At 69.7% G+C, this 22,541-nt stretch carries 20 protein-coding genes; 11 read left to right on the top strand and 9 right to left on the bottom strand.

Going from position 1 to position 22,541, the window contains the following annotated elements; genetic code table 11:
- Positions 1 to 4: 4 nt before the first annotated feature.
- The 3 genes from ABTW72_RS02305 to acpS all read right to left on the bottom strand — a co-directional run bounded on the left by ABTW72_RS02305 (position 5) and on the right by acpS (position 3,188).
- The gene (locus ABTW72_RS02305; protein ID WP_350853173.1) at positions 5 to 1,123 is read right to left on the bottom strand and encodes a branched-chain amino acid aminotransferase; all 1,119 of its coding nucleotides are present in this window, start codon (positions 1,121 to 1,123) and stop codon (positions 5 to 7) included.
- A complete protein-coding gene (locus ABTW72_RS02300) occupies positions 1,116 to 2,321 on the bottom strand; it encodes a DUF6421 family protein (RefSeq protein ID WP_350853170.1) in 1,206 nt (401 codons plus the stop codon). The genes ABTW72_RS02305 and ABTW72_RS02300 overlap by 8 nt, the downstream gene beginning before the upstream one ends.
- 351 nt (positions 2,322 to 2,672) lie before the next feature.
- On the bottom strand, positions 2,673 to 3,188 hold the full coding sequence (acpS, locus tag ABTW72_RS02295; RefSeq protein WP_350853167.1) for a holo-ACP synthase: 516 nt from the start codon (positions 3,186 to 3,188) through the stop codon (positions 2,673 to 2,675).
- A gap of 82 nt (positions 3,189 to 3,270) precedes the next feature.
- Between acpS and ABTW72_RS02290 the strand changes: the two genes are divergently transcribed.
- A complete protein-coding gene (locus ABTW72_RS02290) occupies positions 3,271 to 4,356 on the top strand; it encodes a branched-chain amino acid aminotransferase (RefSeq protein WP_350853165.1) in 1,086 nt (361 codons plus the stop codon).
- A 54-nt stretch (positions 4,357 to 4,410) separates the two neighbouring features.
- Here ABTW72_RS02290 and ABTW72_RS02285 read toward each other — a convergent pair whose 3' ends face one another.
- A complete protein-coding gene (locus tag ABTW72_RS02285; protein WP_350853163.1) occupies positions 4,411 to 5,640 on the bottom strand; it encodes a PucR family transcriptional regulator in 1,230 nt (409 codons plus the stop codon).
- Between the two features lie 254 nt (positions 5,641 to 5,894).
- On the opposite strand from ABTW72_RS02285, the gene ABTW72_RS02280 reads away from it, so the two are divergent.
- The 8 genes from ABTW72_RS02280 to ABTW72_RS02245 all read left to right on the top strand — a co-directional run bounded on the left by ABTW72_RS02280 (position 5,895) and on the right by ABTW72_RS02245 (position 15,067).
- Positions 5,895 to 6,812 carry a dihydrodipicolinate synthase family protein gene (locus ABTW72_RS02280; protein WP_350853160.1) on the top strand — a complete coding sequence of 306 codons (918 nt, stop codon included), beginning with the start codon at positions 5,895 to 5,897 and terminating at the stop codon, positions 6,810 to 6,812.
- Between the two features lie 178 nt (positions 6,813 to 6,990).
- A complete protein-coding gene (locus ABTW72_RS02275; RefSeq protein ID WP_225855247.1) occupies positions 6,991 to 9,036 on the top strand; it encodes a M6 family metalloprotease domain-containing protein in 2,046 nt (681 codons plus the stop codon).
- An 85-nt stretch (positions 9,037 to 9,121) separates the two neighbouring features.
- Positions 9,122 to 9,556 carry a hypothetical protein gene (locus tag ABTW72_RS02270; protein WP_350853157.1) on the top strand — a complete coding sequence of 145 codons (435 nt, stop codon included), beginning with the start codon at positions 9,122 to 9,124 and terminating at the stop codon, positions 9,554 to 9,556.
- The gene (locus ABTW72_RS02265) at positions 9,553 to 10,131 is read left to right on the top strand and encodes a TlpA family protein disulfide reductase (RefSeq protein ID WP_350853155.1); all 579 of its coding nucleotides are present in this window, start codon (positions 9,553 to 9,555) and stop codon (positions 10,129 to 10,131) included. The genes ABTW72_RS02270 and ABTW72_RS02265 overlap by 4 nt, the downstream gene beginning before the upstream one ends.
- A 129-nt stretch (positions 10,132 to 10,260) precedes the next feature.
- Entirely contained in the window at positions 10,261 to 12,156 is a 1,896-nt protein-coding gene (locus ABTW72_RS02260) for a CocE/NonD family hydrolase (protein ID WP_350853152.1), read from the top strand.
- Between the two features lie 314 nt (positions 12,157 to 12,470).
- Positions 12,471 to 13,166 (top strand): SAM-dependent methyltransferase, encoded by a 696-nt coding sequence (locus ABTW72_RS02255; protein WP_350853149.1) that lies wholly within the window; start codon positions 12,471 to 12,473, stop codon positions 13,164 to 13,166.
- A 123-nt stretch (positions 13,167 to 13,289) separates the two neighbouring features.
- The gene (locus ABTW72_RS02250; RefSeq protein WP_350853146.1) at positions 13,290 to 13,670 is read left to right on the top strand and encodes an effector-associated constant component EACC1; all 381 of its coding nucleotides are present in this window, start codon (positions 13,290 to 13,292) and stop codon (positions 13,668 to 13,670) included.
- Positions 13,667 to 15,067 (top strand): caspase family protein, encoded by a 1,401-nt coding sequence (locus ABTW72_RS02245; protein WP_350853143.1) that lies wholly within the window; start codon positions 13,667 to 13,669, stop codon positions 15,065 to 15,067. Before ABTW72_RS02250 ends, ABTW72_RS02245 begins: the two co-directional genes overlap by 4 nt.
- 159 nt (positions 15,068 to 15,226) lie before the next feature.
- On the opposite strand, the gene ABTW72_RS02240 is transcribed toward ABTW72_RS02245, so the two are convergent.
- On the bottom strand, positions 15,227 to 16,420 hold the full coding sequence (locus ABTW72_RS02240; RefSeq protein WP_350853140.1) for a DUF418 domain-containing protein: 1,194 nt from the start codon (positions 16,418 to 16,420) through the stop codon (positions 15,227 to 15,229).
- 211 nt (positions 16,421 to 16,631) lie between these two features.
- On the opposite strand from ABTW72_RS02240, the gene ABTW72_RS02235 reads away from it, so the two are divergent.
- Positions 16,632 to 17,519 carry a TetR/AcrR family transcriptional regulator C-terminal domain-containing protein gene (locus tag ABTW72_RS02235; RefSeq protein ID WP_350853138.1) on the top strand — a complete coding sequence of 296 codons (888 nt, stop codon included), beginning with the start codon at positions 16,632 to 16,634 and terminating at the stop codon, positions 17,517 to 17,519.
- Between the two features lie 122 nt (positions 17,520 to 17,641).
- Here the strand turns inward: ABTW72_RS02235 and ABTW72_RS02230 are convergent, their stop codons facing one another.
- Positions 17,642 to 18,727 carry a hypothetical protein gene (locus ABTW72_RS02230; protein ID WP_350853135.1) on the bottom strand — a complete coding sequence of 362 codons (1,086 nt, stop codon included), beginning with the start codon at positions 18,725 to 18,727 and terminating at the stop codon, positions 17,642 to 17,644.
- Positions 18,728 to 18,972: 245 nt separating this feature from the next.
- Here ABTW72_RS02230 and ABTW72_RS02225 point away from each other — a divergent pair, with 245 nt between their 5' ends.
- Positions 18,973 to 20,175, top strand: a complete 1,203-nt coding sequence (locus tag ABTW72_RS02225) for a low temperature requirement protein A (protein WP_350853132.1) — start codon at positions 18,973 to 18,975, stop codon at positions 20,173 to 20,175.
- A 14-nt stretch (positions 20,176 to 20,189) separates the two neighbouring features.
- On the opposite strand, the gene ABTW72_RS02220 is transcribed toward ABTW72_RS02225, so the two are convergent.
- From ABTW72_RS02220 to ABTW72_RS02210, 3 genes are read right to left on the bottom strand one after another with little or no spacing between them, the layout of a single operon-like run.
- Positions 20,190 to 20,870 carry a GOLPH3/VPS74 family protein gene (locus ABTW72_RS02220; protein ID WP_350853129.1) on the bottom strand — a complete coding sequence of 227 codons (681 nt, stop codon included), beginning with the start codon at positions 20,868 to 20,870 and terminating at the stop codon, positions 20,190 to 20,192.
- Positions 20,867 to 21,586 carry an ABC transporter permease gene (locus tag ABTW72_RS02215; RefSeq protein ID WP_350853126.1) on the bottom strand — a complete coding sequence of 240 codons (720 nt, stop codon included), beginning with the start codon at positions 21,584 to 21,586 and terminating at the stop codon, positions 20,867 to 20,869. Before ABTW72_RS02215 ends, ABTW72_RS02220 begins: the two co-directional genes overlap by 4 nt.
- A gap of 26 nt (positions 21,587 to 21,612) precedes the next feature.
- A complete protein-coding gene (locus tag ABTW72_RS02210; RefSeq protein ID WP_350853123.1) occupies positions 21,613 to 22,494 on the bottom strand; it encodes an ABC transporter ATP-binding protein in 882 nt (293 codons plus the stop codon).
- Positions 22,495 to 22,541 lie beyond the last annotated feature (47 nt).

The following is a 22,541-nucleotide window of genomic DNA, read 5'->3' as shown; positions in this document are numbered from 1 at the left end:
TCCCTTACTGTCGGTCGGTCGAGCTGTGAACGGAGGCAAGGTCTTTGCGTACGCTCCGCAGCCATCCATGGGTGTCTGGACGGTTGCCGTGCTGGATGTCCATGAGCGTGTGCCGCACCCGGGCGGTCACCGCGCCTTCCTGTCCGTCGCCGATCATCGTGTCGTCGTCGCCGTCGGCGATCCGGCCGACCGGCACGACCACGGCGGCGGTCCCGCACGCGAACATCTCGACGAGCTGTCCGGAGCGGGCACCGGTCACGAGGGCGTCGATCGGGGTCGGCTCCTCCGCGACCGGAATGCCGAGATCACCGGCCAGGGCGATGACGCAGTCGCGGGTCACGCCCCGCATGATCGTTCCCTGGCACGGCGGGGTGGTCAGCCGCACACCGTGACGCTCGTCGTCGTCGCGCCAGACGAAGAACACGTTCATCCCGCTGAGCTCCTCGACCCAGCGGAACTCGAGACCGTCGAGCCACAGCACCTCGTCGTAGCCGCGCGCGTTGGCCTGCTTGCGGGTCAGCAGGCTGGCGGCGTAGTTGCCGGAACACTTCGCCTCGCCCATGCCGCCGCGTACCGCGCGGACCGTGCCTGCGGAGGTCAACACGGAGATCGGTGTGAAGGCCCGCCCGAAACACGGGTCGGCCGGATACGCCAGGAAGGTGCACCGGTAGCGCCGGGAGTCGCGGAGCCCGAGCGCGGACTCCGTGGCGATCATCAGCGGGCGCAGATAGAGACCCTGGCCGGGCTCCTCGGGAATCCAGCTGTCGTCGGCGGAGACGAGGTGGGCGCAGGCGTCCAGGAACAGGGAGACCGGCATCTCCGCCATCGCCAGCCGTCGCGCCGATCGGGCCAGCCTGCGGGCATGGTCAGCGGGGCGGAACAACGCGGCGGAGCCGTCGGGCTGGCGGAACGCCTTCAGCCCTTCGAAGACGCTCTGTCCATAGTGCAGCACCAGGGTGCCGGGATCCATGGTCATCGGGGCGTACGGCTGGAGGGAATGGTCGGACCAGCCGTGGTCGGCCGACCATTGGACGACGACGGTGTTGTCGGTGTGGAAACGGCAGAAACCGGGATCGCGGAGGGCAGCGGCGCGGTCGGTGATGGTCAGGGTGCCGTCAGACATGGACCTCACTGCCCCAGAGGCTCAGGGATGCCCGGGGGCCGCCGTACCTGTCCGTCTTGCTGTCGGGCTCCAGGAGCAATCTCTCGTACAGGAAAGCGGTGATCTTCTCGCGATAGGTCTCGTCGTCGGTGATCGCCTCGAATTCCTCGATCGTCCGGACGAGTTCCTTGGCCGACGCGACGATCTCCGCCTTGCTGGCCAGCCTGCGCCGGCCGTCGTCGCCGATCGTGAACAGGCCGTGCTCGGCAAGCCACGTGCCGAGGGCGAAGCCGGTGCCGGAGTCGAAGTTGCGCAACGGGCGCGGCTCGGCCGGGTAGCGGAAGAGCCGTTCCAGGATGATGTACTCGAAAATGACATCGCCGTACGGCACGGATTCCTCGTAGCAGGCTATCGCCGATTTCAGGTCGACCTTCAGCTCCTCGGAGAGGCCGGGGCGCCACTTCGTCTTCAGTGCCAGGTGCTGATCCAGTGGGCGGGGCCCCGTGTGGTGGTAGTAGTCGTGCAGGTAGCCCCAGACGCAGCGCGCCTGATAGACGTCCTCCGGGTCGACCTCGGCGGATGCCAGCACCTTCGTGTCGGCGAACGGGGAGCCGGCGCCACAGAGGCGAGCCACGATTTCCAGCGTACGGGCGTAGATCGTCGTATGCCGGTTGAAGAAGAACCACGCGAAGGACTGATTAACTGTCGGTGTAGCTGTCGGAATGTTCTCCGGGAAGAAGACGACGCAGTTCCCGTCGCGTAATCCGGGAGAGGCGGAAAGAAGCCGGGTCGACTGGAACACCGCTTTGTCGTGCGGATAGCGGGACTGCAGTTCCGCGGTGCAGTCCGGGTCCTGGCGAACGACGGTGAAGGCCTCGAGAAAGGCGCCGCGGGAGCCGTCGCCGTTCGGGAGGGTGACCGGTCCGACGAAGGCGGCGACCTCTCCGTCCTCCGGTGCGGGGACCGTGTCACGGGTCGCGTCGAATGCCGGCTTCTCCAGGAAGCCGGCGTCTGACCAGGCCCGCAAGTCGTGAACCGTGGCCTCGATCTGGCTCGCCGGCATCAGCGGGTCGAGCTGCTCGACGTCGCGGCAGAGTCGGTCGAGCTGCGCGGTCGCCTGGTCGCCGTCGCCGCGCATCTGGGCCGCGCGGATCAGGCCGGCGACCGGCACTATACGACGCTCGAATTCCAGGACCTGAGAGAGCGTGCGTGGCTCCACATTATCCTCTCGGCAGCATCGACGCCGTTCGGCATCCCACCCGTGATGCACCTCGAAGTATGCACGAAAGTAGCCCATCCCCCGAGGAACCCCTTGATCGGAATCTTGCGGTGTTCCTCCGGCTCCGTCAAACAGCTCTCGCTATTTGGGATATAGACGCCGGTGGCTGGGCGTGATCGATGATCTTGCCCTGCTCCTTGTTTTGTCCGATTGTGCTGCAATTATCTGCTCATGGTCAGCGCCGAACCCCGACGCTGCTCCGTTAAGAGCCAATAATGCGGCATCGGCCCGCCAATCAAAGGGTATGAGCCGTATGTCCAACTTGGATTGACGGGATAAATGGGACGGCGCTCAGGATGGTTGGCCGACACCCGCGACGAAGGCATAAGCCAAATGTCGGCTATGCGTCAGGGTGATCATCCATGAATGGACACCGGCCGCCGAGGCGAGCGCTGCCGCACGCCCGGCCAGGACCAGTGCCGGCTGACCGGAGTGGCGGCGGACCACCTCGATCTCCCGCAGGGCCACCCCGGTCAGGCCGGTCCCGAGGGCCTTCAACACCGCCTCCTTGGCGGCGAAACGGACGGCGAAGCGTTCCGCCGGGTCGCGCTCGAGCAGGCAGTAGGCGCGCTCTCCCGGGGTGAAATGCCGATCCGCGAACCGGGGTCGCCGGGCCAGCAGAGCCCGGATGTCATCGACGTCGACGAGGTCGGTGCCCGCACACACGACCACCCGGCCCACCACCTGGCGAGCGACGCTGTCGGCGGCCGCGGCGATCCATTCGTCACCCCGACTCACGGCCGCACCGTCCCTCCGAGTCGCCGCAGTCTGTCTACGATCGGCGACAATACGGTCGGTATTCTGCACCTGTCATCCGACAGTCTTCCCCTGCGTGTTCGTTCTCGCTGACCTGAGCGCCCAGGGATGCGGCCATTGAGAGGACCCGGCGATGAGCCTGTCGTTCCCGTTGCACCAGAATCCGAGCCCGGCGAGCGCGCAGCGGCGAGCCGAGATCATGGCGAATCCGGGGTTCGGCACGTACTTCACCGACCACATGGCACGGGCGGTCTGGAGGCCGGACGGCGGCTGGCAGGATTCCGAGATCATCCCCTTCGGTCCGATCCTCATGCACCCGGCGGCGGCCGTACTGCACTACGCCCAGGAGATCTTTGAGGGGATGAAGGCGTACCGGCACAGTGACGGTTCGATCTGGTCGTTCCGGCCGCAGGCCAACGGCGAGCGCTTCGCCCGGTCCGCGCGCCGGCTGGCACTGCCCGAACTGCCGGTGCCGGACTTCATGGCCTCGGTCGAGGGCCTGGTCCGCGCCGATCAGGTGTGGGTGCCGGACGAGAACGAATACAGCGTCTACCTGCGGCCGTTCATGTTCGCGTCCGAGCCGTTCCTGGGTGTTCGCCCCGCGAAGGAGATCACCTACATGGTGATCGCCTGCCCGGTCGGCGCGTACTTCTCCGGTGGCGTCAAGCCGGTCTCCATCTGGCTCTCCACCGAGTACACCCGCGCGGCGCGGGGCGGCACGGGCGAGGCGAAGTGCGGCGGCAACTACGCCTCCAGCCTGGCGCCCATGGTCGAGGCCGCCGAGCACGGCTGTGAGCAGGTCTGTTTCCTGGACGCCGCCGAGGGCCGCTACGTGGAGGAGCTCGGCGGCATGAACCTCTACTTCATCACGGCCGACGGCCGGATCATCACCCCGGAACTCGGCACGATCCTCGAGGGCGTCACCCGGGGGTCGATCCTCATCCTTGCCAAGGATCTGGGCCTGGAGGTGGAGGAGCGCCCGGTGGAGATCCGCGAATGGCAGGAGGGCGTCGCCTCCGGCGCGATCACCGAGGTCTTCGCGTGTGGCACCGGCGCGGTGGTCACGCCGGTCGGGCGCCTGGTCTGGGAGAGTGGCGAGGTGACGGCCCCGAAGGCCGGCGCCGAGGACTCGGTGACCATGCGGCTGCGCCGCCACCTGCTCGACATCCAGTACGGTCGGGCCGCCGACCCGTACGGCTGGATGACCCGCCTCGTGTGACGAGGAACGCCCGGGACCGGCTGTCCGCGGTGGCACCACTGGCGGGCGGCCGCGTCACGGCGTGCGGTAATGGCCGCTGAGCCGACCGAGCTTCATGGCCAGGTGCAGGCACAGCCGTTCGTTGCCGTCCTTGAGGTCGGTCCCGGCGAGCTGTTCCACCCGTTGCAGCCGGTAGTAGAGCGTCGTCCGGTGCAGTCGGAGCTTCTCGGCGGTCGCGTGCGCGTTGCCCGCCAGGTCGAGGTAGGCCTCCAGGGTCTCCAGCAGCACCTGGTGGGCGTCGTCGCGCAGCAGCCGCTCCAGCCCGGGATGGACACCCGCGACGTCGAGGTGCTGGCTGTCCAGTTGAGACAGCACCCGGTAGATGCCGAGGCCGGCCCAGGAGACCACCCCGCCCAGCGCGGGCAGTTGCGTGCCGACCCGGGCGGCCTGCGCGGCCTCCTGGTAGGACTCCACAGCGCTGGACAGCCCGGCGCGGGGTTGGCCGATCCCGGTCACCGTCCGGTCCACCGAGGCCAGGCCCCGCGTCGCGGTGCCCAGCGCGTCGTTGAGGTGCCCGGCGGAGGCTTCCGGCGAGGGGCGGCCGGCGACCCGGTCGCCGCAGACCAGCAGCACGCCGTGGTCGTGCCAGACCAGGTGCAGCGTCTCCCGTACGCCGATCCACCGGCGGGTGGTGACCAGAGCCTGTTCCAGCGCGATCCGGGCCACCTCGTCGGGCTGCCGTCCGGTAGCCGGCACGAGCTGGGCGACGAGTGCGACGGTCGACCCGTCGGCGACGACAACGCCCTCCTCCAACAGCGCCCGTGCCGCGTGCTCGCGCGCCTGCCGGCTCTCCACCAGCAGGGTGCGGGTGGCCTCGGTCTCCCGCTGTGAGGCGAGCTCACCGAGCAGGTTCTCCCGGTACAGGGCCAGCGACAGGTCGGTGAAGGGGCCGGTCGCGGTGGCGATGTCGGCGTCGGTCATCGAACCGTCCGCGTCGATGAACCAGACGAACCCGAGCAGCAGGTCGTCGTGCCGGATCGGCACGCAGACCCTCGCCAGCAGGTCCAGCTCGGCGCACGCGGGGGTACGGACCGGCGCGTGCGCCGTGAGCACCCCCATGCCCCGGAACCAGGCGATCACCTCCGGCGTCGTCTGCCGGCGCAGGATCGACGTCCGGCGGACGTCGTCCATCGGGCCGTCGTGCTCGCTGTAGGCGACCACTCGCTGTCGCCGGTCCTCGATGAGGGCGGGTCGCCCTACCCGGGCGGCGACGGCGTCGACGATTCGCTGGAGCTCACCGTGCATACAACTCCCCTGGTTGCGCTGCGTGACAGGGATCGCGCGACCGCCAGTCCTTACCCTCCGGTGCGGGTGGGCCATCGCGCAAGGTCCACTGTCGAAGTCACGACAAAAAGACGGGCGCCGTCGCGACTGTTCCGGCATCTGTCCGAAGACCGGGGGCGACAGACGTTCCTAGGGTTCCGGTACGGATCGCGCCAACGCCGCCGCGCACGGTGCGGGTGGGACGACGGGCGGCGCCGGTGGGAGGGGATTGCCGAGTGGGAACTGGTAGGCCCTGGCGCGGCGTGCTGGTCGCCATCACCACGCCGTTTCGCGCCGACCTGTCGGTCGACTTCGACAAGCTCCAGGAACACGTCCGTTGGCTCGCCGCCGAGGGGTGCCACGGGGTCGCGCCCTGCGCGTCGATGGGGGAGTACCGGGCCCTCTCCGACGACGAACGGGCCGCCGTGGTGAGGGCGACGGTGCAGGCCGCGCCGTCCGGCTGCGCCGTGGTGCCCGGCGTCGGTGGCTACGGCAGCAGGCAGGCCCGCCGGTGGGCGGAGCAGGCCGCCGAGGCCGGCGCCCACGGCGTGCTCGCGCGGCCACCCGACGGGCCCGCCGCCCGCGCTGCCGACGTGGTCGCCCACTACCGGGAGGTGGCGGCGGTCGGCCTGCCGGTGGTCGCCCACAACGACCCGTACGACTCCCGGATGGACCTCACGCCGGACCTGCTGGCGACCGTCGCCGAGATCGACGGGATCGTCGCGGTCAAGGAGGTCACCGGCGACGTACGCAGGTTGCACCGCCTGCGCGACCTCTGCCCGCACGTCGACGTGCTGGTCGGCGCGGACGACGTGGTGCTCGAACTGGTGCTGTGTGGCGCCACCGGATGGGTCGCCACCCTGCCCAACGCGCTGCCCCGCCAGGCCGTGCGCCTGTACGAGCTGTGCGTCGCCCGCGACCTGGGCCGGGCGCTGCCGCTCTACGCCGAGCTGCACCCGATCCTCGGCTGGGCGTCCCGGCCGGAAGCCGTACAGGCCGTCAAGCTCGCCATGGAGTGCGCCGGCCGGTTCGGTGGGCGGTGCCGCCCACCACGCGGACCCCTGTCCGGGACTGCCGCCGACCGGGTGCGCCGGGACGTGCTGCGGGCCCTCGGGGCAACTGCCGATCCGGCTTCCGAGGCCCGCCCTTGCTGATCCGCCGGTGGGCGTCGGTCATTCAGGTGTCGGAAGTCGCCGGCCCACCTGCCGACATCTGCACAGTGACCGGCACCGGCCCGTACTCCTAGATTCGCTGCGCGGCCTGCTGACAGATGTTCCGCGACACCCCCACCGGGACGCCAGCGCCGCGTTCCCTCCGACGAGAGGTGGTTCCGTGCACCGTGCTACCCCCCACCGCACCCGGCTGAGGCGGGCTGTCCTGGCCGCAGCCGTGGTGACCACGCTCGTGGCGACCGGCGCGGCGCAGGCCGCTGCGGCCCCGGCCAACCCGGCCGGCGGCACCGCGCCGTTCCAGGTCCTCGATCCGCAGGCCTGGCAGAACCCGGACACGATGACCTGGAACGACTACAAGGCCGTGCCCGGCAAGAACTGGGCCGACCCGAGCGTGTCCGGTTCGGTCCGCAACTTCAAGATCGCCCTGGTGGCGCTCGACTATCCTGACGAGACGTTCGCGGTCTCCCAGCGGGCCCGCTCGACGGTCTTCGGCAACCCCCAGTCCGTCGCGACCAACATTCCCCGGGCGGACGTGCCGAAGTTCTACCAGGACTTCCTGAACACGCCGAACACCCTCAACAAGGGCCACACCCTGCACGAGTACTGGATGCAGGACTCCAACGGCCGCTACGGCGTCGACCTCACCGGGTTCGGGCCGTACCAGATGCCGTCCAAGTCCTACCAGTACGGGCTGGACAACGGGTTCAACCCGGGCGCCTGCCCGAGCGGGGACGTGTGCGGCAAGAACATCCGCACCGACGGTCTGGGCGCCTGGCGGGCAGCCGTCGGCGAGGAGGTCGCCAACCAGTACGAGCTGGTCTTCATCCTCAGCGCGGGCCAGGACGAGTCGTCGACCTGGCAGGAGTTCGGGCAGATGATCTTCCAGAACAAGGAGGACGTGCCGGACGCCTGGGGCCCGCCGGACCCCAACCTGCCGAACTGGGCGAAGACCCGCTACGTGGACTGGACCTCGTGGAAGGCGGCGGCGACACTGTGGCCGAACGCCGGCGGCGGTTCCTCGACGCAGGGGGAGAGCTCCGGCATGGGCGTCTACGCCCACGAGTTGACCCACCTGCTGGGCATCGGCGACAACTACAACAACCCGTACGGCGAGCCGCTGCGCAGGGCGTACACCGGGATCTGGAGCATGATGTCGCGCGGGTCGTTCAACGGCCCGGGTGGTCCGCACACCCGCTGGCAGATCCCGCCGACCAACGGCGGCTCGATGGGCTCGCTGCACACGGTGCGGGACAAGCTCAAGATCGGCCTGCTCGGTGAGGAGCACGTGCTGCGGCTGTCACGGGAGTCGCTGGCCTCCTCGGGCCTGGTGGTCGCGCAGGTCACGGCCCGGGCGGTCGACGCCGGTCAGAAGGGCCTGAGCGGCGTGAACATCGCGCTGAACAAGGACCTGTCGCCGACGTGCGGCGTCACCACCGACCCGTTGTGCGACGGTGGCAACTTCAACAACTACACGGTCGAGGTCGTCGACCGGATGGGCGCGGACTCCTTCACCCCGGACAGCGGCGTGCTGGTCAGCAAGACGAAGAACGCCGACAGCGCGCCGTTCCAGTGGGTGGTGGACGCCAACCCGCAGGACATCGACATGATCGACTTCTACCGCCCGGACGGCACCCCGCAGAAGATCACCATGGGTGACTACCGGCAGCTCTCCGACGCGCTGTTCCACGCCGGCGCCGACACCGGCAGCCAGTACGAGTACGTCGACGAGGCGAACCGACTGCACTTCTACATCATCGACCTCAAGCGGGACTCGGCCGGCTCGCTCTCCTACACCGTGGCGGTGCGTTCGCTGGACGGCACCGGCGGGCCGAGCACGCACGGCGTGCTACTGGGCAAGGGCGAGGTGAACGGCGGCGGCAAGCCGACCAACCGCGGGGTGACCTGCTCGTTCGAGCTGACCAACACCGGTTCCTACTCGGCCGGCGGGCAGCAGCACCCGGAGGACGTCAGCGCGTACCTGAAGTCGGACGTCTACCGCCTGTCGGCGGAGGTGGCCGGCAAGGGCTGGCGGACCTGGCTACCCAACCAGCTCGCCACCGCGCAGTTCGGCAAGGCCACCACGGTCAAGGTGTCGGTGGGTGCCACCGCCGCCGCCGCGAACACCGGTTTCGTGAAGCTCACCGCGACCTCGGAGAGCGACCCGACGAAGACGGTGACCAAGCAGTGCCGGGTCGAGAAGTCCTGACCGACGCCCGAGGTTGACCCCGTTCCTGCCGGGTCCGCGGCGGTAGGCCGCCACGGACCCGGCAGGAGGACGGAAGGAGGATGACGTGCGGCGAAGCATCACGACCCTGCTGCCCCTGCTGCTGGCCGGCGCGACCGGCTGCGGCACCGTCGGCGCCGCCCAGGAGGCGGTCGATCCGACGACCGTCCGGGTCCTGGTTCGCGACATCAACATCCGGGCCGCGGGCGTGGACTGCGCCGGCACCGGTCCGTACCAGCACTTCCACAACCGGGCGCCGTTCCGTGTGCTCGACCCGGACGGGGCGGCGCTGGCCACCGGGCAGCTGCCGGCGGGGACTGCGGTGGCCGCCTTCGCCGAGGATCTGGGGGTCGAGCGACTGCCCACCTACTGCGAGTTCGCCGTCGGAGTGCGCGTGCCGCAGCGGGCCTCCTATCGACTGGAGGTGGACGGTCGCCCGGCGCTCGACCTGACGCCGGACAGCAGCGAGGGCCCGGCGCTGGTGGCGGTGGTCCCGTCATGAGGCGGGCACTCCTGCCGCTGTTGCTGGCGGCGGCGCTGCTGGGCGGATGCAGCTCGCCCGAGCCCGCGCCCACGCCGGCGCCGGTCGGAGGGGCGGCAGCGTTGCCCGGGCCGGTCCCCGCCGACCTGGCGCTGCGCCCGGCGCCCGGCACCGCCCCGGCCGCCCCGGCCTTCACCGGCGCGCTGACCGACGGCACACCGTTCGCCGCCGCCGAGCTGTGGGCGCAGCGTCCCGTCGTGCTTACCTTCTTCAGCTCCTGGTGCACCACCTGTGCCAGCAGCCAGGCCGCGCTCAGTGAGCTTGCGCGCAGCTATCGGGACCGGGTCGTCTTCGTCGGCGTGGCCGGCGCGGACCAGGCCGACCAGGTCCAGGACTACCTCCGCGCTCACCGGGTGGAGTACCCGGTCGTCCTGGACGACCAGCAGACGATCTGGCGTTCGTACGCGGTGCGGGAGCCCCCGGCCGTCGTGCTGGTGGCCAAGGGTGGCGCCCTGCTCCGCGGCTGGCCGGGTGGGCTGGACGCCCCGACACTCGACCGGCGGCTGCGGGAGCTGGTGCTGGCCGACCAGCCGTAGTCCCGTCGCGCAGACCCCCCCGGTGCGGCCCGCGTCGAACCACAACCGGTGAAGTTCCTACACGTGCAGATGGTGGTGCAGGCCACCGGCTCGTAGCGTACGCAGCCTCGGACACATCAAGGAGACTGCATGCCTACAGTGGGAACGCGCTGGCGCACAGGCGTGGCCGTGCTGTCCGCGACTGTGCTCGCCGCCCTCGGCGCGGCGCCGCAGGCGCTGGCTGCGGACGGCCCGCCGTCGATCGTCGTTCAGGACGGCGTCACCCAGCCGGTGTTCGGCTACGCCGACGCCATTCGGGAACGCCTGTTCATCGACTCCACCTTCGACAGCGACAACGACGGTCTGCGCGACATCATCGCGTTCGACCTGATGCGGCCGGCGGCCACCGCGCAGGGGCTCAAGGCCCCCGTGGTGATGGACGCCAGCCCCTACTACTCGACGGTCTGCCGAGGCAACGAGTCCGAATGCAAGGCGGACCTCGACGGCGACGGGCTGCTCGACAAGTGGCCGCTGTTCTACGACAACTACTTCGTGCCGCGCGGCTATGCGGTCATCCTGCTGGACATGGTCGGCACCAACAACTCCACCGGTTGCCCGACCACCAACGCCAACCAGGACAACCTGAGCGCCAAGCAGGCCATCAACTGGCTCAACGGCCGGGCCACCGCCCGTAACGCCGCCGGTGAGGTCGTCAAGGCGGACTGGCACAACGGCAAGACGGGGATGATCGGCAAGTCGTACGACGGCTCGCTGGCCATGGCCACGGCGGTAACCGGCGTGAAGGGCCTGACCACGGTCGTGCCCATCAGCGGACCGACCGAGTACTACGACTACGTGCGCAGCAACGGCGTGGTCACCCGTGGCAACAGCTACGTGGCGTCGCTGGCCAACACCGTCACCAACCCCGAGCGCCGGGAGTACTGCAAGCCGGTGCGCGACGCGATAGGCGCCGCCGACGGCGACGAGCACGGCGACTACACGGCCTTCTGGAACGAGCGCAGCTACGTCAAGAAGGTCCCCAACGTCACCGCCAGCGTGCTGCTCTACCACGGTCTCAACGACGACAACGTCCGACCGGACCACTTCAGCAAGTTCTGGTACGCCCTGGCGGAGAACAACGTGCCGCGCAAGCTGTGGCTGTCGCAGGAGGGTCACGTCGACCCGTTCGACTCGCGCCGCGCGGTGTGGGTGTCGACGCTGCACCGGTGGTTCGACTTCTGGCTGCAGGACGTCGCCAACGGCATCATGGACGAGCCGCGGGTGGACCTGGAGCGGTCCGCCGACGTGTGGGAGACCCACGCCGACTGGCCGATCCCCGGCAAGGCGGACACCGAGGTGTTCCTGCAGCCCGGCACCACCGGCGCGGGCGGTCTCGGGCTGGTGCCCACCGCGAAGCCGGCGACCGGCGCGTTCCAGGACAGCCGCACACAGAGCCAGAACACCATGATCCTCAACCCGGACGTGGTGCAGCCCAACCGGCTGGCCTTCCTCTCCGCGCCACTCTCCGCGCCGCTGCACATCTCCGGCACACCCACCGTGCAACTGCGGGCCTCCGCCGACCAGACCGACACCAACCTCGGGGCGATCCTGGTCGACTACGGCACCGACGAGCGGGTCGCGCACCGGGCGTCCGGCGAGGGGATCATCACCCTGACCACTGAGGACTGCTGGGGCCAGAGCAGCCCGACCGACGACGGTTGCTACAAGCAGACCACGAAGCGGGTGGCCACGGCCGACTACGAGTTGGTCACCAAGGGCATCATGGACGCCCAGAACCGGCAGTCGATCCGTGTCGCCGTGCCGCTGGTGCAGGGGGAGTCGTACAACTTCAGCTTCCCGCTGTTGCCGGAGGACTATGTCTTCAAGCCCGGCCACCGGATCGGTGTGATCATCGTGGCCAGCTACCCGCAGTACTCCAGCCAGGCGGACACCACCGCCGCGAACCTGCAGGTCGCGCTGAAGAGCAGCAACATCGTCCTGCCTGTGGTCGGCGGCACCGCCGCCGCGCACGCCGCCGGCCTCTGACCGGCTGATCGGCGGGCCGCCCTGCGCGGCTCGTCAGCAGGGCGGCCCGGCGATCGACCCTCCACCGAGGGCCGACGATCGCCGGGCCGTTCGGTCGTAATTGGATCTCGGCCGCCCGCTGCTCGGGTGCTGGAGTCAGCCGTCCGGCCGGCGCGGTGGTTCTCGTCGTTGCGGGGCTGGCGCGGTCTCTCGGGCCGTCAAATCGTGTCGACGTCACGCGGCCGGGGGTGCCATCCTGCCCTATGACAGTCGATCTGAGGCAGCGGCTGAACCGGCCACGGTTCCCGAGGAGTGCTGGCTACGACCCCCATTGGATGATCGAGAACTGGATGGGCCCGAGCGCACTCTGGTTGCTCGAATGGCTGTGCTCCGAGCTTCGCCTTGCGCCCGGCGCCCGTGTGCTCGACCTCGGATGCGGCAGGGCCGTCACCTCGATCTTCCTGGCGAAGGAGTTCGACGTCCAGGTCGTCGCCGCCGATCTCTGGATCAAGCCCACCGAGAACTGGCGCAGGATCGACGCCGCGGGCCAGGCCAAGCTCGTCACGCCGCTGCTGGCCGAGGCACATGACCTGCCGTTCGCCGAGGGCTACTTCGACGTCATCGTCAGCGTCGACGCCTACCACTACTTCGGCACCGACGAGCGATACCTGTCCTACCTGAGCCGTTTCCTGGCCCCGGGCGGTCGCATCGGCATCGTCGTGCCGGGGCTGACCACCGAACTCGACGACGGGCTACCGGAGCACCTCAAGCCGCACTGGGAACCGGATTTCTGGACCTTCCACACGCCGGCCTGGTGGAAGCAGTTGTGGAGCCGCAGCGGCGTCGTCGATGACGTGCGCGCCGACTTCCTGGAGGACGGGTGGCGTGACTGGCTGGTCTGGAGCGAAGCCGTCCTGGAGACGACCGACAACGAGACCGCCCGCAAGCTCGTTCCCCGGGAAGTGCGAATGCTGCGAGCCGACACCGGCCGTCACCTCGGCTTTACCCGCGTCATCGCCCAGCGGACCTGACCAACTACGCCACTGGTGCCCCCGCGCCTGCGCGATGCTCTCGTCGAGGCGATCGAGGCGATCGCCCTCTCGTGCTCCCCGAGTATCGTGGTTGATGTCCGCCGCTGGGCGCCGAGGGGAGCGATGTTGCGGGTACGGATCCTCACCGATGGTCCCGGTGAGCTCAACGCCCTCTATGGCTGGCTGCGGGCCGACGCGGCACTGGCACGAACGGCCGACGTGCGGGCGGCCCCGCCGCCTCCAGGCGGCATGGGGACCCTCGACGTGGTGGACGTGGTCCTGACCCATGTCACCGCGATGTCCAGCCTCGCGGTGACGGTGTTGGCCTGGCGGCAGAGCCGGCCCAGGCCCCCCTCGATCACCGTCGTCCGGGCCGACGGACACCGCCTGACCGTCGACCACACGTCGCAGCTCACCGCCGAGATGATCAGCGCGTTCCTCGCGGCGAGCGACACGGCCAGCGGCGACGGTCCCGACGGGGGCGACCACCCGTCGTCGCCATGACAGCTGGCCTGCCCGATCCGGCGAGGTCGCGGGCCGTCCTGATCGGAGTGTCACGGTACCGGTCGCTGCCCGGCATCCCGGCAGCCGAGCGCAACGTGCGTGGCTTGGCCGCCCTGCTGACCGATCCGGACCTCTGGGGCCTGCCGCCCGAGCACTGCCGTATGGTCATCGACCCCACCTCCGTCGAGGAGGTGCTCAGGGCCGTGCACGAGGCGTCCCTGGCCGCGACCGAGGCGCTGGTGGTGTACTTCGCCGGCCACGGCCTGCTCGACGACATCGCCGAGTTGTACCTCGCGCTGCCCGAGGCCAGTCGGGAGCGGCTATGGGGCGCGGTCCGCTTCGCCGACGTCCGCCGCGAGATCATCACCGCCGCCCGGGGCTGCCGCGCGAAGGTGGTGCTGCTCGACTGCTGCTACAGCGGGCGGGCCATGTCCGGATTCATGGCGGGACCCGGTCAACTGGCCGACCAGGCTGTCGTCGACGGCGCCTACCTGATGACCGCCACCGCCGAGAACATGCCAGCGATCGCCGCTGTCGGCGCCGAGTACACCGCCTTCACCGGCGCGCTGGTCCAAACGCTACGAGACGGCGTACCGGGCGGGCCCAGGCTGCTGGACATGGACACCCTCTTCACCGAGGTCGACCAGCACCTGCACGCGCGGAACCACCCACGGCCGCAGCGCCGCAGCCGCAACGACGGGCACCGTATCGCCATCGCCCGCAACCGCGCCGCTGCGACCCCGCCGGGCGGCACCCCGGACGAGGGGCGAGCCGGGGAACCGGCACCGCCAGGGCGTGGCTCCGCCCCGGGGCACCGGTGGACGCGCCGACGGTCGGTGTGGGCCGGTGCCGTGGGTTCACTCTTGTTGCTTCTCGCGATCATCGGGTGGCAGGCCGACCTGCTGGGCGGCGACCCGAGGTCCCCCGAGGGTCGGAGCACGAACCAGAGCCCCGGCACGTCCACCACCCCCCCGTCCGGCCTCACCCCGTCCGGCCTCACCCCGTCCGTTACCGGCGCGCCGGCGGCCACCGTGTCACCCGCACCGGCGCGGGGTGGCCCGCCCGTCGTGATCGCTCTGTCGGAGGACCCCGACGACCGCGACAAGCCCGTCACGGGCAGCACCCCCGACGGGTCGATCCGCATCGGCGCCTTCGGCTGGCAAACCAACGACCAGCAGATCAGCTTTTCGGTGGTGACCGACGAGCGCAGTTGCAGGGTCAGCGTTGCGACGGTCGGCCAGTCCCTCGTGCTTCCGGAGTCGGCCGGCGGCTGGGTCAGGATCGTCGTGGACGACGTCCGGACCAAGGTCATTGGGAAAGAAGTTGTCTTTCGTGGGCTTCTCTCGGTGTCCCGCGGCGTGGGTGCGTCCCCCAGGAACAACATCAGCTGTAGCTAGGTCCGCGTGGCGGGTTCGGACCGCGAGCGACCACACCGCGCAGACGTACCGGCGGAAACCCCGGACGGTCGTGCGGTGGCCGCACACCTGGACGCCTCCGCGCGGCCGGCCGGTCATGACGGTCGCCGTCCGGCTGCGCGCAGGTGTGGGCTGTCGGGCCTACCGTCGCATGGCGGGTCGCCTGCTGTGGGTCCACGCGCGCAACGCCCATTCGAACGGGCCGTACCGGAACCGCCGCATCCACCAGTAACTGGCAGCCACCTGGGCCACGAAGATTGTCAGTGCGATGAGCAGCGTCTGCGCCGGCGAGGTGTGGCCGGCCAGGCCCAGCCCGACGCCCGTGAAGACGAGCACGCAGATGAGCGACTGGCCCAGATAGTTCGTCAGCGCCATGCGTCCCGCAGGCGCCAACGCGTCCGCGACGCGCGGACGCCGTGTGAACAGACGCAGCAGAGTCGCGGCGTAGGCCGCCGCGAGGAACGGCGCGGTGAGGATGCTGACCATCAGTCCGGTCATGTTCGCCGTGCCGCCGCCGATCGCGAACACCGCGGCGCCGGCCAGACCAACCGGATAGCCGACCCGCTCGCATCGGCGCAGCAGGTTCTCGTGGGTGTGCGCGGCGGCGAGCATCCGGTGCTTGCCAGCGGCCAGACCGACGAGGAACGCGGCGAAGGCCAACGGTCCCTGCACGGCAAGTGCGCCGAGCATTGCCGGCAACGAGCGCAGGTGCTCCAGGACGACATCACCGAGCCCGCCGCGTAGGGCTTCCGTCGAACGCGCACCGGCGGTGACCGCGGCGGACTGGTCCGGGACCACCGCGGCACCAAGAACCGCGGCCAGACCGACCAGGAACGCGATGACGCCCACGATGATCGCCGCCGCAGTAAGGGCGGAGCGTGGCTTGATCCGCCGAACGGCGAGCAGCACGAGACCGAGCAACGCGTACGTGGTGAGGATGTCGCCGTGGAACAGCAGCACCGCGTGCAGTGCGCCGAGTACGAACAACCCGGACAGCCGGCGCAGGAACGACCGGCCGAAGGCTGCCCCACGCCGCGCCGCCGAGTCGAGTTGCAGGGTGAAGCTGTAGCCGAACAGGAATGAGAACAGCAGGTACGCCTTCATCGCGAACAGCAGCTCAACCGCACCTGCGACCAGCCGGTCAAGCGCGCCGTACGCCGGATCGCTGACCAGTTGGAACGCATATCCCGAGCTGAAGTACCACACATTGACCAGCAGGATGAGCAGCAGCGCAACCCCGCGCAACGCGTCCACGACGTTGATCCGGGCGCCGTCGGGGTTCTCGGCGGCCACACCCAGGGCATGGTCCTGCTGGCCAGGCCGGAGCACAGTCATGACATCGCTCCTCGCGAGACTGGGGTGTCGGCGTACATGACGTTGTTGGGCGCTCTCACCGGGCTGCCGGAGGTCAAGCAAAGCGATTTCAGAGGTACGAATTCAGTCATGCCGTACAGCGTATGAGTGCACTAGGAGCCAGCAATAGTGAGGCTAGCCACCGTATTAGTCCACGGGGTACCGTGACTGCACTAGTGCACGGGAGGCTGCTGTGGAGGAACCGCCGTACCGCCGGATCGCCGCCGATCTCGCGGACCGGATCGCGTCGGGCGAGCTGGCATCCGGGGCGAGGATCCCGTCGACCCGGCAGCTCATGGCCGAGTACGGGATCGCGATGGCGACCGCGACGAAGGTCCTGGCCACGCTGCGCGAAAGGGGTCTCGTCGAGCCCAGGCGGGGCGTCGGCACCGTGGTCGCCGTGGCCGCTGCGGGTAGAGCACCCGACCCCGACCGCGAGCAGGTGGTCGCCGCCGCCGTGGCCATCGCCGACGCCGAGGGGCTGCACGGCCTGTCGATGCGCCGGCTCGCCGGCCAGCTCGGCATTCCGACGATGGCGATCTACCGGTACGTGGCCGACCGGGAAGAGCTGGTGCTGTTCATGATCGACAAGGTCATGGCCGACAACCCGCCCCCGGCCCTCACCCCGGACCACGATGGCTGGCGGGTCTGCCTGGAGGCCGTCGCCCATGTGCAGTGGGCGATGTACCGTCGGCACACCTGGCTGGCCCAGGCACTCTCCTTCACCCGGCCACTGCCGGCCCCGCACGCCATGGCCCACACCGAGTGGGCGATGCGGGCCCTGGACGGGCGCGGGCTCGACCTGAACGCACAGTTCACGGCGGCGGTGACGGTGGCCAACTACGTGCGCGGCACGGCGGTGAACCTGGCCGAGGAGGCGCAGGCCGAGCAGGACAGCGGCCTGACCGACACCCAGTGGATGGCGGCCCACGGAGAGCGGATCGGCGCGGTCCTGGCCGACGGGCGGCTCCCGCTGATGGCCCGCTTCATCACCGCCGACGACATGGTCTGGAACCTGGACAGGCTCTTCGAGTTCGGCCTCCAGCGCCTCCTCGATGGCCTCGCCCCGCTCCTGCGATGACGGAACCCGCCTCGCGCGGCCACGACGACCACGGGCACCGTGGGCTCGGCCTCGCCGCGAGAGTGCCGGCCCCTGACCGCGCCGGCAGCAACGGAAACCGCCACCGCCGGCGCGGCCCGACGTCAGAGCCGGGAGGTGAAGGTGGCCAGGAAGCGGTGCGGGGTGACGACGCCGACGTTGTCGAAGCAGATGACGTCGACGTCGGCGTCGGTGGTGTACGTCCAGGATTGGGTGAGGTGGCAGTAGTTGCTGCCGGTGCCCTGCGCCACCACCTGGGCGTGCGTCTCCTTGAGGCCGACCTGCGGGAAGGTCGCCAGGTAGCGGCCGGCGGGCGCCAGCGCTGCCACCGCGTTCGCACCGACACCGAGCACCGAGTTGTCGTTGGTCGGCCCGCCGACGGCGGTACCCAGGTAACCGAAGTGCGAGGGCGGGCCGAGGGAGCCGATCACCGGCCGCCGACGGTGGTACGAGAGGACGAAGTCGGTGTTGATGAACGCGCCAGCCTGGTCGTAGCAGAAGACGTACACCTGCACGCCGGTGCCGACCGCGCTCCACGAGTAGACCTTGCAGCGGCGGGGACCGGCGTTCGGCTGCACGGCGGTGACCTGCACGTTACCGGCGAGCAGACCGGCCAACCCCACGCCGGGCAGCCGCACCAGGTACTGCCCGACGCCCAGCGGCCCGACCGTGTTCACGACGCCCGTCGAGTTGTACGACTGCGCCACCAGCCCGCTGCTCCACTGCACGTACGCGTGGGCGGTGGCGGCCGGCAGCACGCCCGAGCTGGTCGTCCAGAGCACTGTGAACGGAGTGTCATCGCGCGTGCCGCCCGGCTTGTGGCACTGCACGTCCACGATCTCGTCGGCGCCGGACTGGAACCAGCGGACCACCTCGCAGTAGTGACCGGTCCGGTTCACCGGTGTCACGTGCGGCACACCCCGTGAGCTGGCACCTATCTGTGGGAAGCGGACCTGGAACCGGCCGGGTGCGAGCTTGATGCCGTCGGCCCAGGCGGCCGGGAAGGCGGTCTTCCAGCTACCCCATTGCCGGCTGGTGTCCAGCACGGTCCAGGCCGGCACGGTGGGGTCCTTGACGTACGCGAAGCCCCAGCGGTCGGCGGTGGCCGCCGCGGCCGGCGCCGGCGGCGCGAGCGCGCCGACGGCCAGGACGGCGGCCAGTGCCGTGGTGACGAACGAGCGGAGACGCATCTGTTCCTCCAGTCGACGGGAACGTGTCGGAGAGGAGTGTGCAGGTAGTGATCTGATGGTCACAGTCGGCTACATCGTGCTCTGGTGTCGGCTGTCCGCTACCCGTGACCGACCTTCTGAGCAGTGCGAGCCCATCGGGGGCGCCTCCGGTCTGCTGCGCCGGCGTTCTTCGGGTATCGACTCGACGGCCTGCCCGGCGTGGTACCAATACCCAGATAGGCGAAGCCGGCAGGAATGGGCGGCCCATGTCGACAAGGGCAGCAGCGCTGCTTCGAAAGCCTGGGCAACCGCAACGACCGAGCCTTCTGGAACTCTTCTTCGACCTGGTTTTCATCTTTGCCCTCAACCGGGTTTCGCAGCGGCTGGTCGAGGAGTTCACCGCGCAGCGAGTCGTCCTCATCGAGGCTGGCGAGACGCTGTTGTTGCTGCTGGCCTTCATGGTGCTGTGGTTCGTCACGGCATGGGTCACCGACCTCTATGATCCGCAGCGGCCGCAGCTTCAGGTGCTGGTGTACGTGGCCATGCTCGGGGCGCTGGTGATGGCGGTCACGGTGCCGCATGCGTTCGGGGACAGAAGCCTGGCCTTCGCCGGCGCGTACGTCGCCGTCCACATCGTTCGTGGGCTGGTCATCGTGCCGATGCTGCGGGGCCACGAAGCTCAGCGCCGAGCGGCTGGAGTCTTCTTCTGGTTCACGTTGTCGGCCGTGCCGTGGATCGCCGGCGCGATCGTGACGGATTGGGCCCGCGGCCTGTTGTGGACGCTCGCGATCGCCATCGACGGCGCGGCACTGCTGCTGTTCTACCCCGCGCCGTGGTCCCGCCCCACCCAACGGCAGTGGCCCGTCCTGGCCGAATACCTGTCCGAGCGCTACCGACAATTCTTCATCATCGCGCTGGGCGAACTGATTTTGACGACCGGCTCGGCCTACAGCGACACATCGTTCCGGCAGGGCGGGGCCGCAGCAGCCTTCGGGGTTTCATTCATCACCACCGTGCTGCTGTTTCGCGTCTACGTCTTCAGGGCGGGTCAACTGTTGCCCGAAGCCATCAGAGCCGCCGCTGAGCCAGCACACCTCATCCGGGAGGCTTTCCTCGCGCACGTACTCATGGTGGCCGGGATCGTCGCCGTTGCCGTCGGATACGAAATCGTGATCGAACATCCGTTCGGGCGCACCAACGCGGCGTGGATCCTCGTTGTCCTCGGCGGACCGATGCTTTTCCTGATCGGGCGGGCCTTGGTGGAACATGCCGTATTCGCCCGGGTGTCCCACTCCCGGATCATCGGCGCTCTGGCGCTCGCCGGCGCCTCGCCGTTCATGATCCTTCTGCCGCCGCTGGCAGTGGCCGTCACCGCCGTCGTCGTCCTCGCCGGCATCGCCGTTTCCGACGCCGCCCACGCCAGGGGCAAACCGCCCGAACGGCCGCACCCGGCCAACTCCAGGCAGTGAGCGGCGCAAGCGCCCTAGCTTCGAGGAAGCACGGTGATGGCCACGACGGCGCTGTTGACGACGGTGGCCGTCACGGTGCGGGTCACGGCCGCCGCCGCAGCGTCGGCACCCCAGTTGCCCCGCTCGAGTTCCTTGGCTCGGCTGATCACCGATGACGTCCACGGGATCTCGCGGTGGAACTGCGGGAGCGTTCCGCTCGCCGAGAGCAGCGCCGCGAGCGCGGCGACACGCGCCTGCGGCTCCGCACCGTCCACGAGGACCCGACGCACGTCGGCGAGCAGACGGGCCCGTCGTTCGGTCCTGCCCTCCCGCAGGGCCGTCGTCCGGAAAAGGCCGAGCACCTTACGGGGCTCCTGGTCGATGTCGCCTCGCGCGATGAGTCGCTCCAGCACCGGCTTGCGCAGGGCGGGACCGATCGCGGCCAGGGCCGTCTGCACCCCCCTCGGTTTCTCGGCGAGGTAGTCCCACGCCGGGCGCAGGAGACCATCCGATGGTGGGTGATCCGACACGCTGCGGAGCCGCTCCCGGTCCGCCGTGGTCAGGTGGTCGCCGAGGGCGAGGTCCGCGAGGACGGCTCCGCCGAGGACGTAGAAGAGGGTGTTCTCTCCCGCGATGGTCCCGGACCTGGGTTGGAACAGGAGCAGTAGGAGATCTTCGGCCAGGGTCGGCGCGTCCGACCGGGGTTCGGTGGTCATCGGCGGGGCTCCCAGCGGAAGAGTCGGGTGGCGAGGGCGACGGCGACGACGACCCAGCCGAGCGTGGGCGCGAGCAGGAGCAGGGAGTCGGTCACGGCGACGCCGCCGTTCCAGGCGTTCATGGTCAGTTCGGTGGCCGCGCCACCGGGCAGCAGCCGCTTGAGCCAGGCGAGGTTCTCGGTGCCGGAGATCCCCACCCAACTGGCCATGGCGATCACGCCGAGGGTAACGGGCAGGGTGGTGACCTGGGCGTGTTCGGGAGAGTTGGTCAGCCCGGCCGTGGCCAGCGCCAGGCCGATCATCATGGCCACGGTCGCGAGGACCGCCACCACCAGCAGGGCGATGTTCGCCGGTCCGCCGGCGACCACGGCCAGGGCGGTGAGGATCGCGGTCACCTGCACCACGGCGAGAAGGAGTACGGGCAGCAGCAGGCCGGCGAGGATGCCGGCGTCGCCTTCGGCGGTGGAGCGCAGACGCTTGAGGAAGAGATTCTGCCGCCGGGAGGCCAGGGTGGTGACGGCCGTGGCGTAGAGCCCGAACGCGGCGACAGTGAACACGACGATCGCGGCGATGTAGCCGAGGCTCCCGATGGCGGCGTACGTCTCGTGCTGACGGACGAAGAACGCACAGACCGCGACCGGGATGATGAGGCTGGTGATCAGCACCAGCCTGTTGCGGAAGATCTGGATCAGTTCGCTGGACGCGATGGACAACACGGTGAGGCTCCTCGCGGAAGATCGAATCAACTGTTGATGGCGCGGAAGACGTCGTCGAGCCGGGTCGGCCCCGCCGCCAGGTCCCGCAGTTCCACGGCGTGGTCCTGGGCCCAGCCGAGCAGGAGGTGCAGGTCCTTCTGCAGCTCGAAGGTCTCGACCGTGACCTGTCCGTCCGCGTCGGCGGCGGCCCGCACCGGCAGCTTCGGTGCCGGTGCCGGGAGCGAGAAGCGGATGACCGCGGGCAGGGTGCGGGTCAGTTCGGAGACGGTGCCCTCCCGGTGGAGGGCGCCCTCGTGCATCAGCCCGATCCGGTCCGCGCGCTGTTGTGCCTCCTCCAGGTAGTGCGTGGTGAGCACGATGGTCGCGCCGTTCTCCCGGAGCCGGTCCACCGTCGTCCAGACGGCGTCGCGGGACTGAATGTCGAGGCCGGTGGTCGGCTCGTCCAGGAAGATCAGCTCCGGGGCGCCGTAGACCGCCGTGGCGAAGTCCAGCCGCCGCTTCTCCCCGCCGGACAACTGCGACACCTTGCGGCCGGCTCGGGCGGTGAGGTCGACAAGGTCGAGCACCCGGTCGACGTCGTCGGTGCGGCGGGTGAGCCGACCGACCAGACGGACGGACTCACGGACGGTGAGGTCCGGGGAGAATCCGCTCTCCTGGAGCATGACCCCCATTCGGGGACGGACCGCTCGTCTGTCGTCGGGGCTGTGCCCGAAGACGCGCACGGTGCCCGAGGTTGGCCTCCGGTGCCCCTCGACAACCTCCAGGGTCGAGGTTTTTCCGGCTCCGTTGGTGCCCAGCAGTGCGTAGAGCTCGCCGGGTCGTACCTGAAAGGAGAGGTCCTTGACGGCGTGGAAGTCGCCGTAGGTGAGGTTCAGCCGATCGACTTCGATGACGGGTGTGGTGGACATGCACCCATGACAGCGCGGGCGCGGCTGAGGCGTCAGTGGCACCACGT

The sequence above is a fragment of the Micromonospora sp. NPDC127501 genome (genome assembly GCF_040302185.1).
GTDB lineage: Bacteria > Actinomycetota > Actinomycetes > Mycobacteriales > Micromonosporaceae > Micromonospora.
Note: the sequence above shows the minus strand (reverse complement) of the source record. Positions and strands in the feature narration are given on the sequence as shown.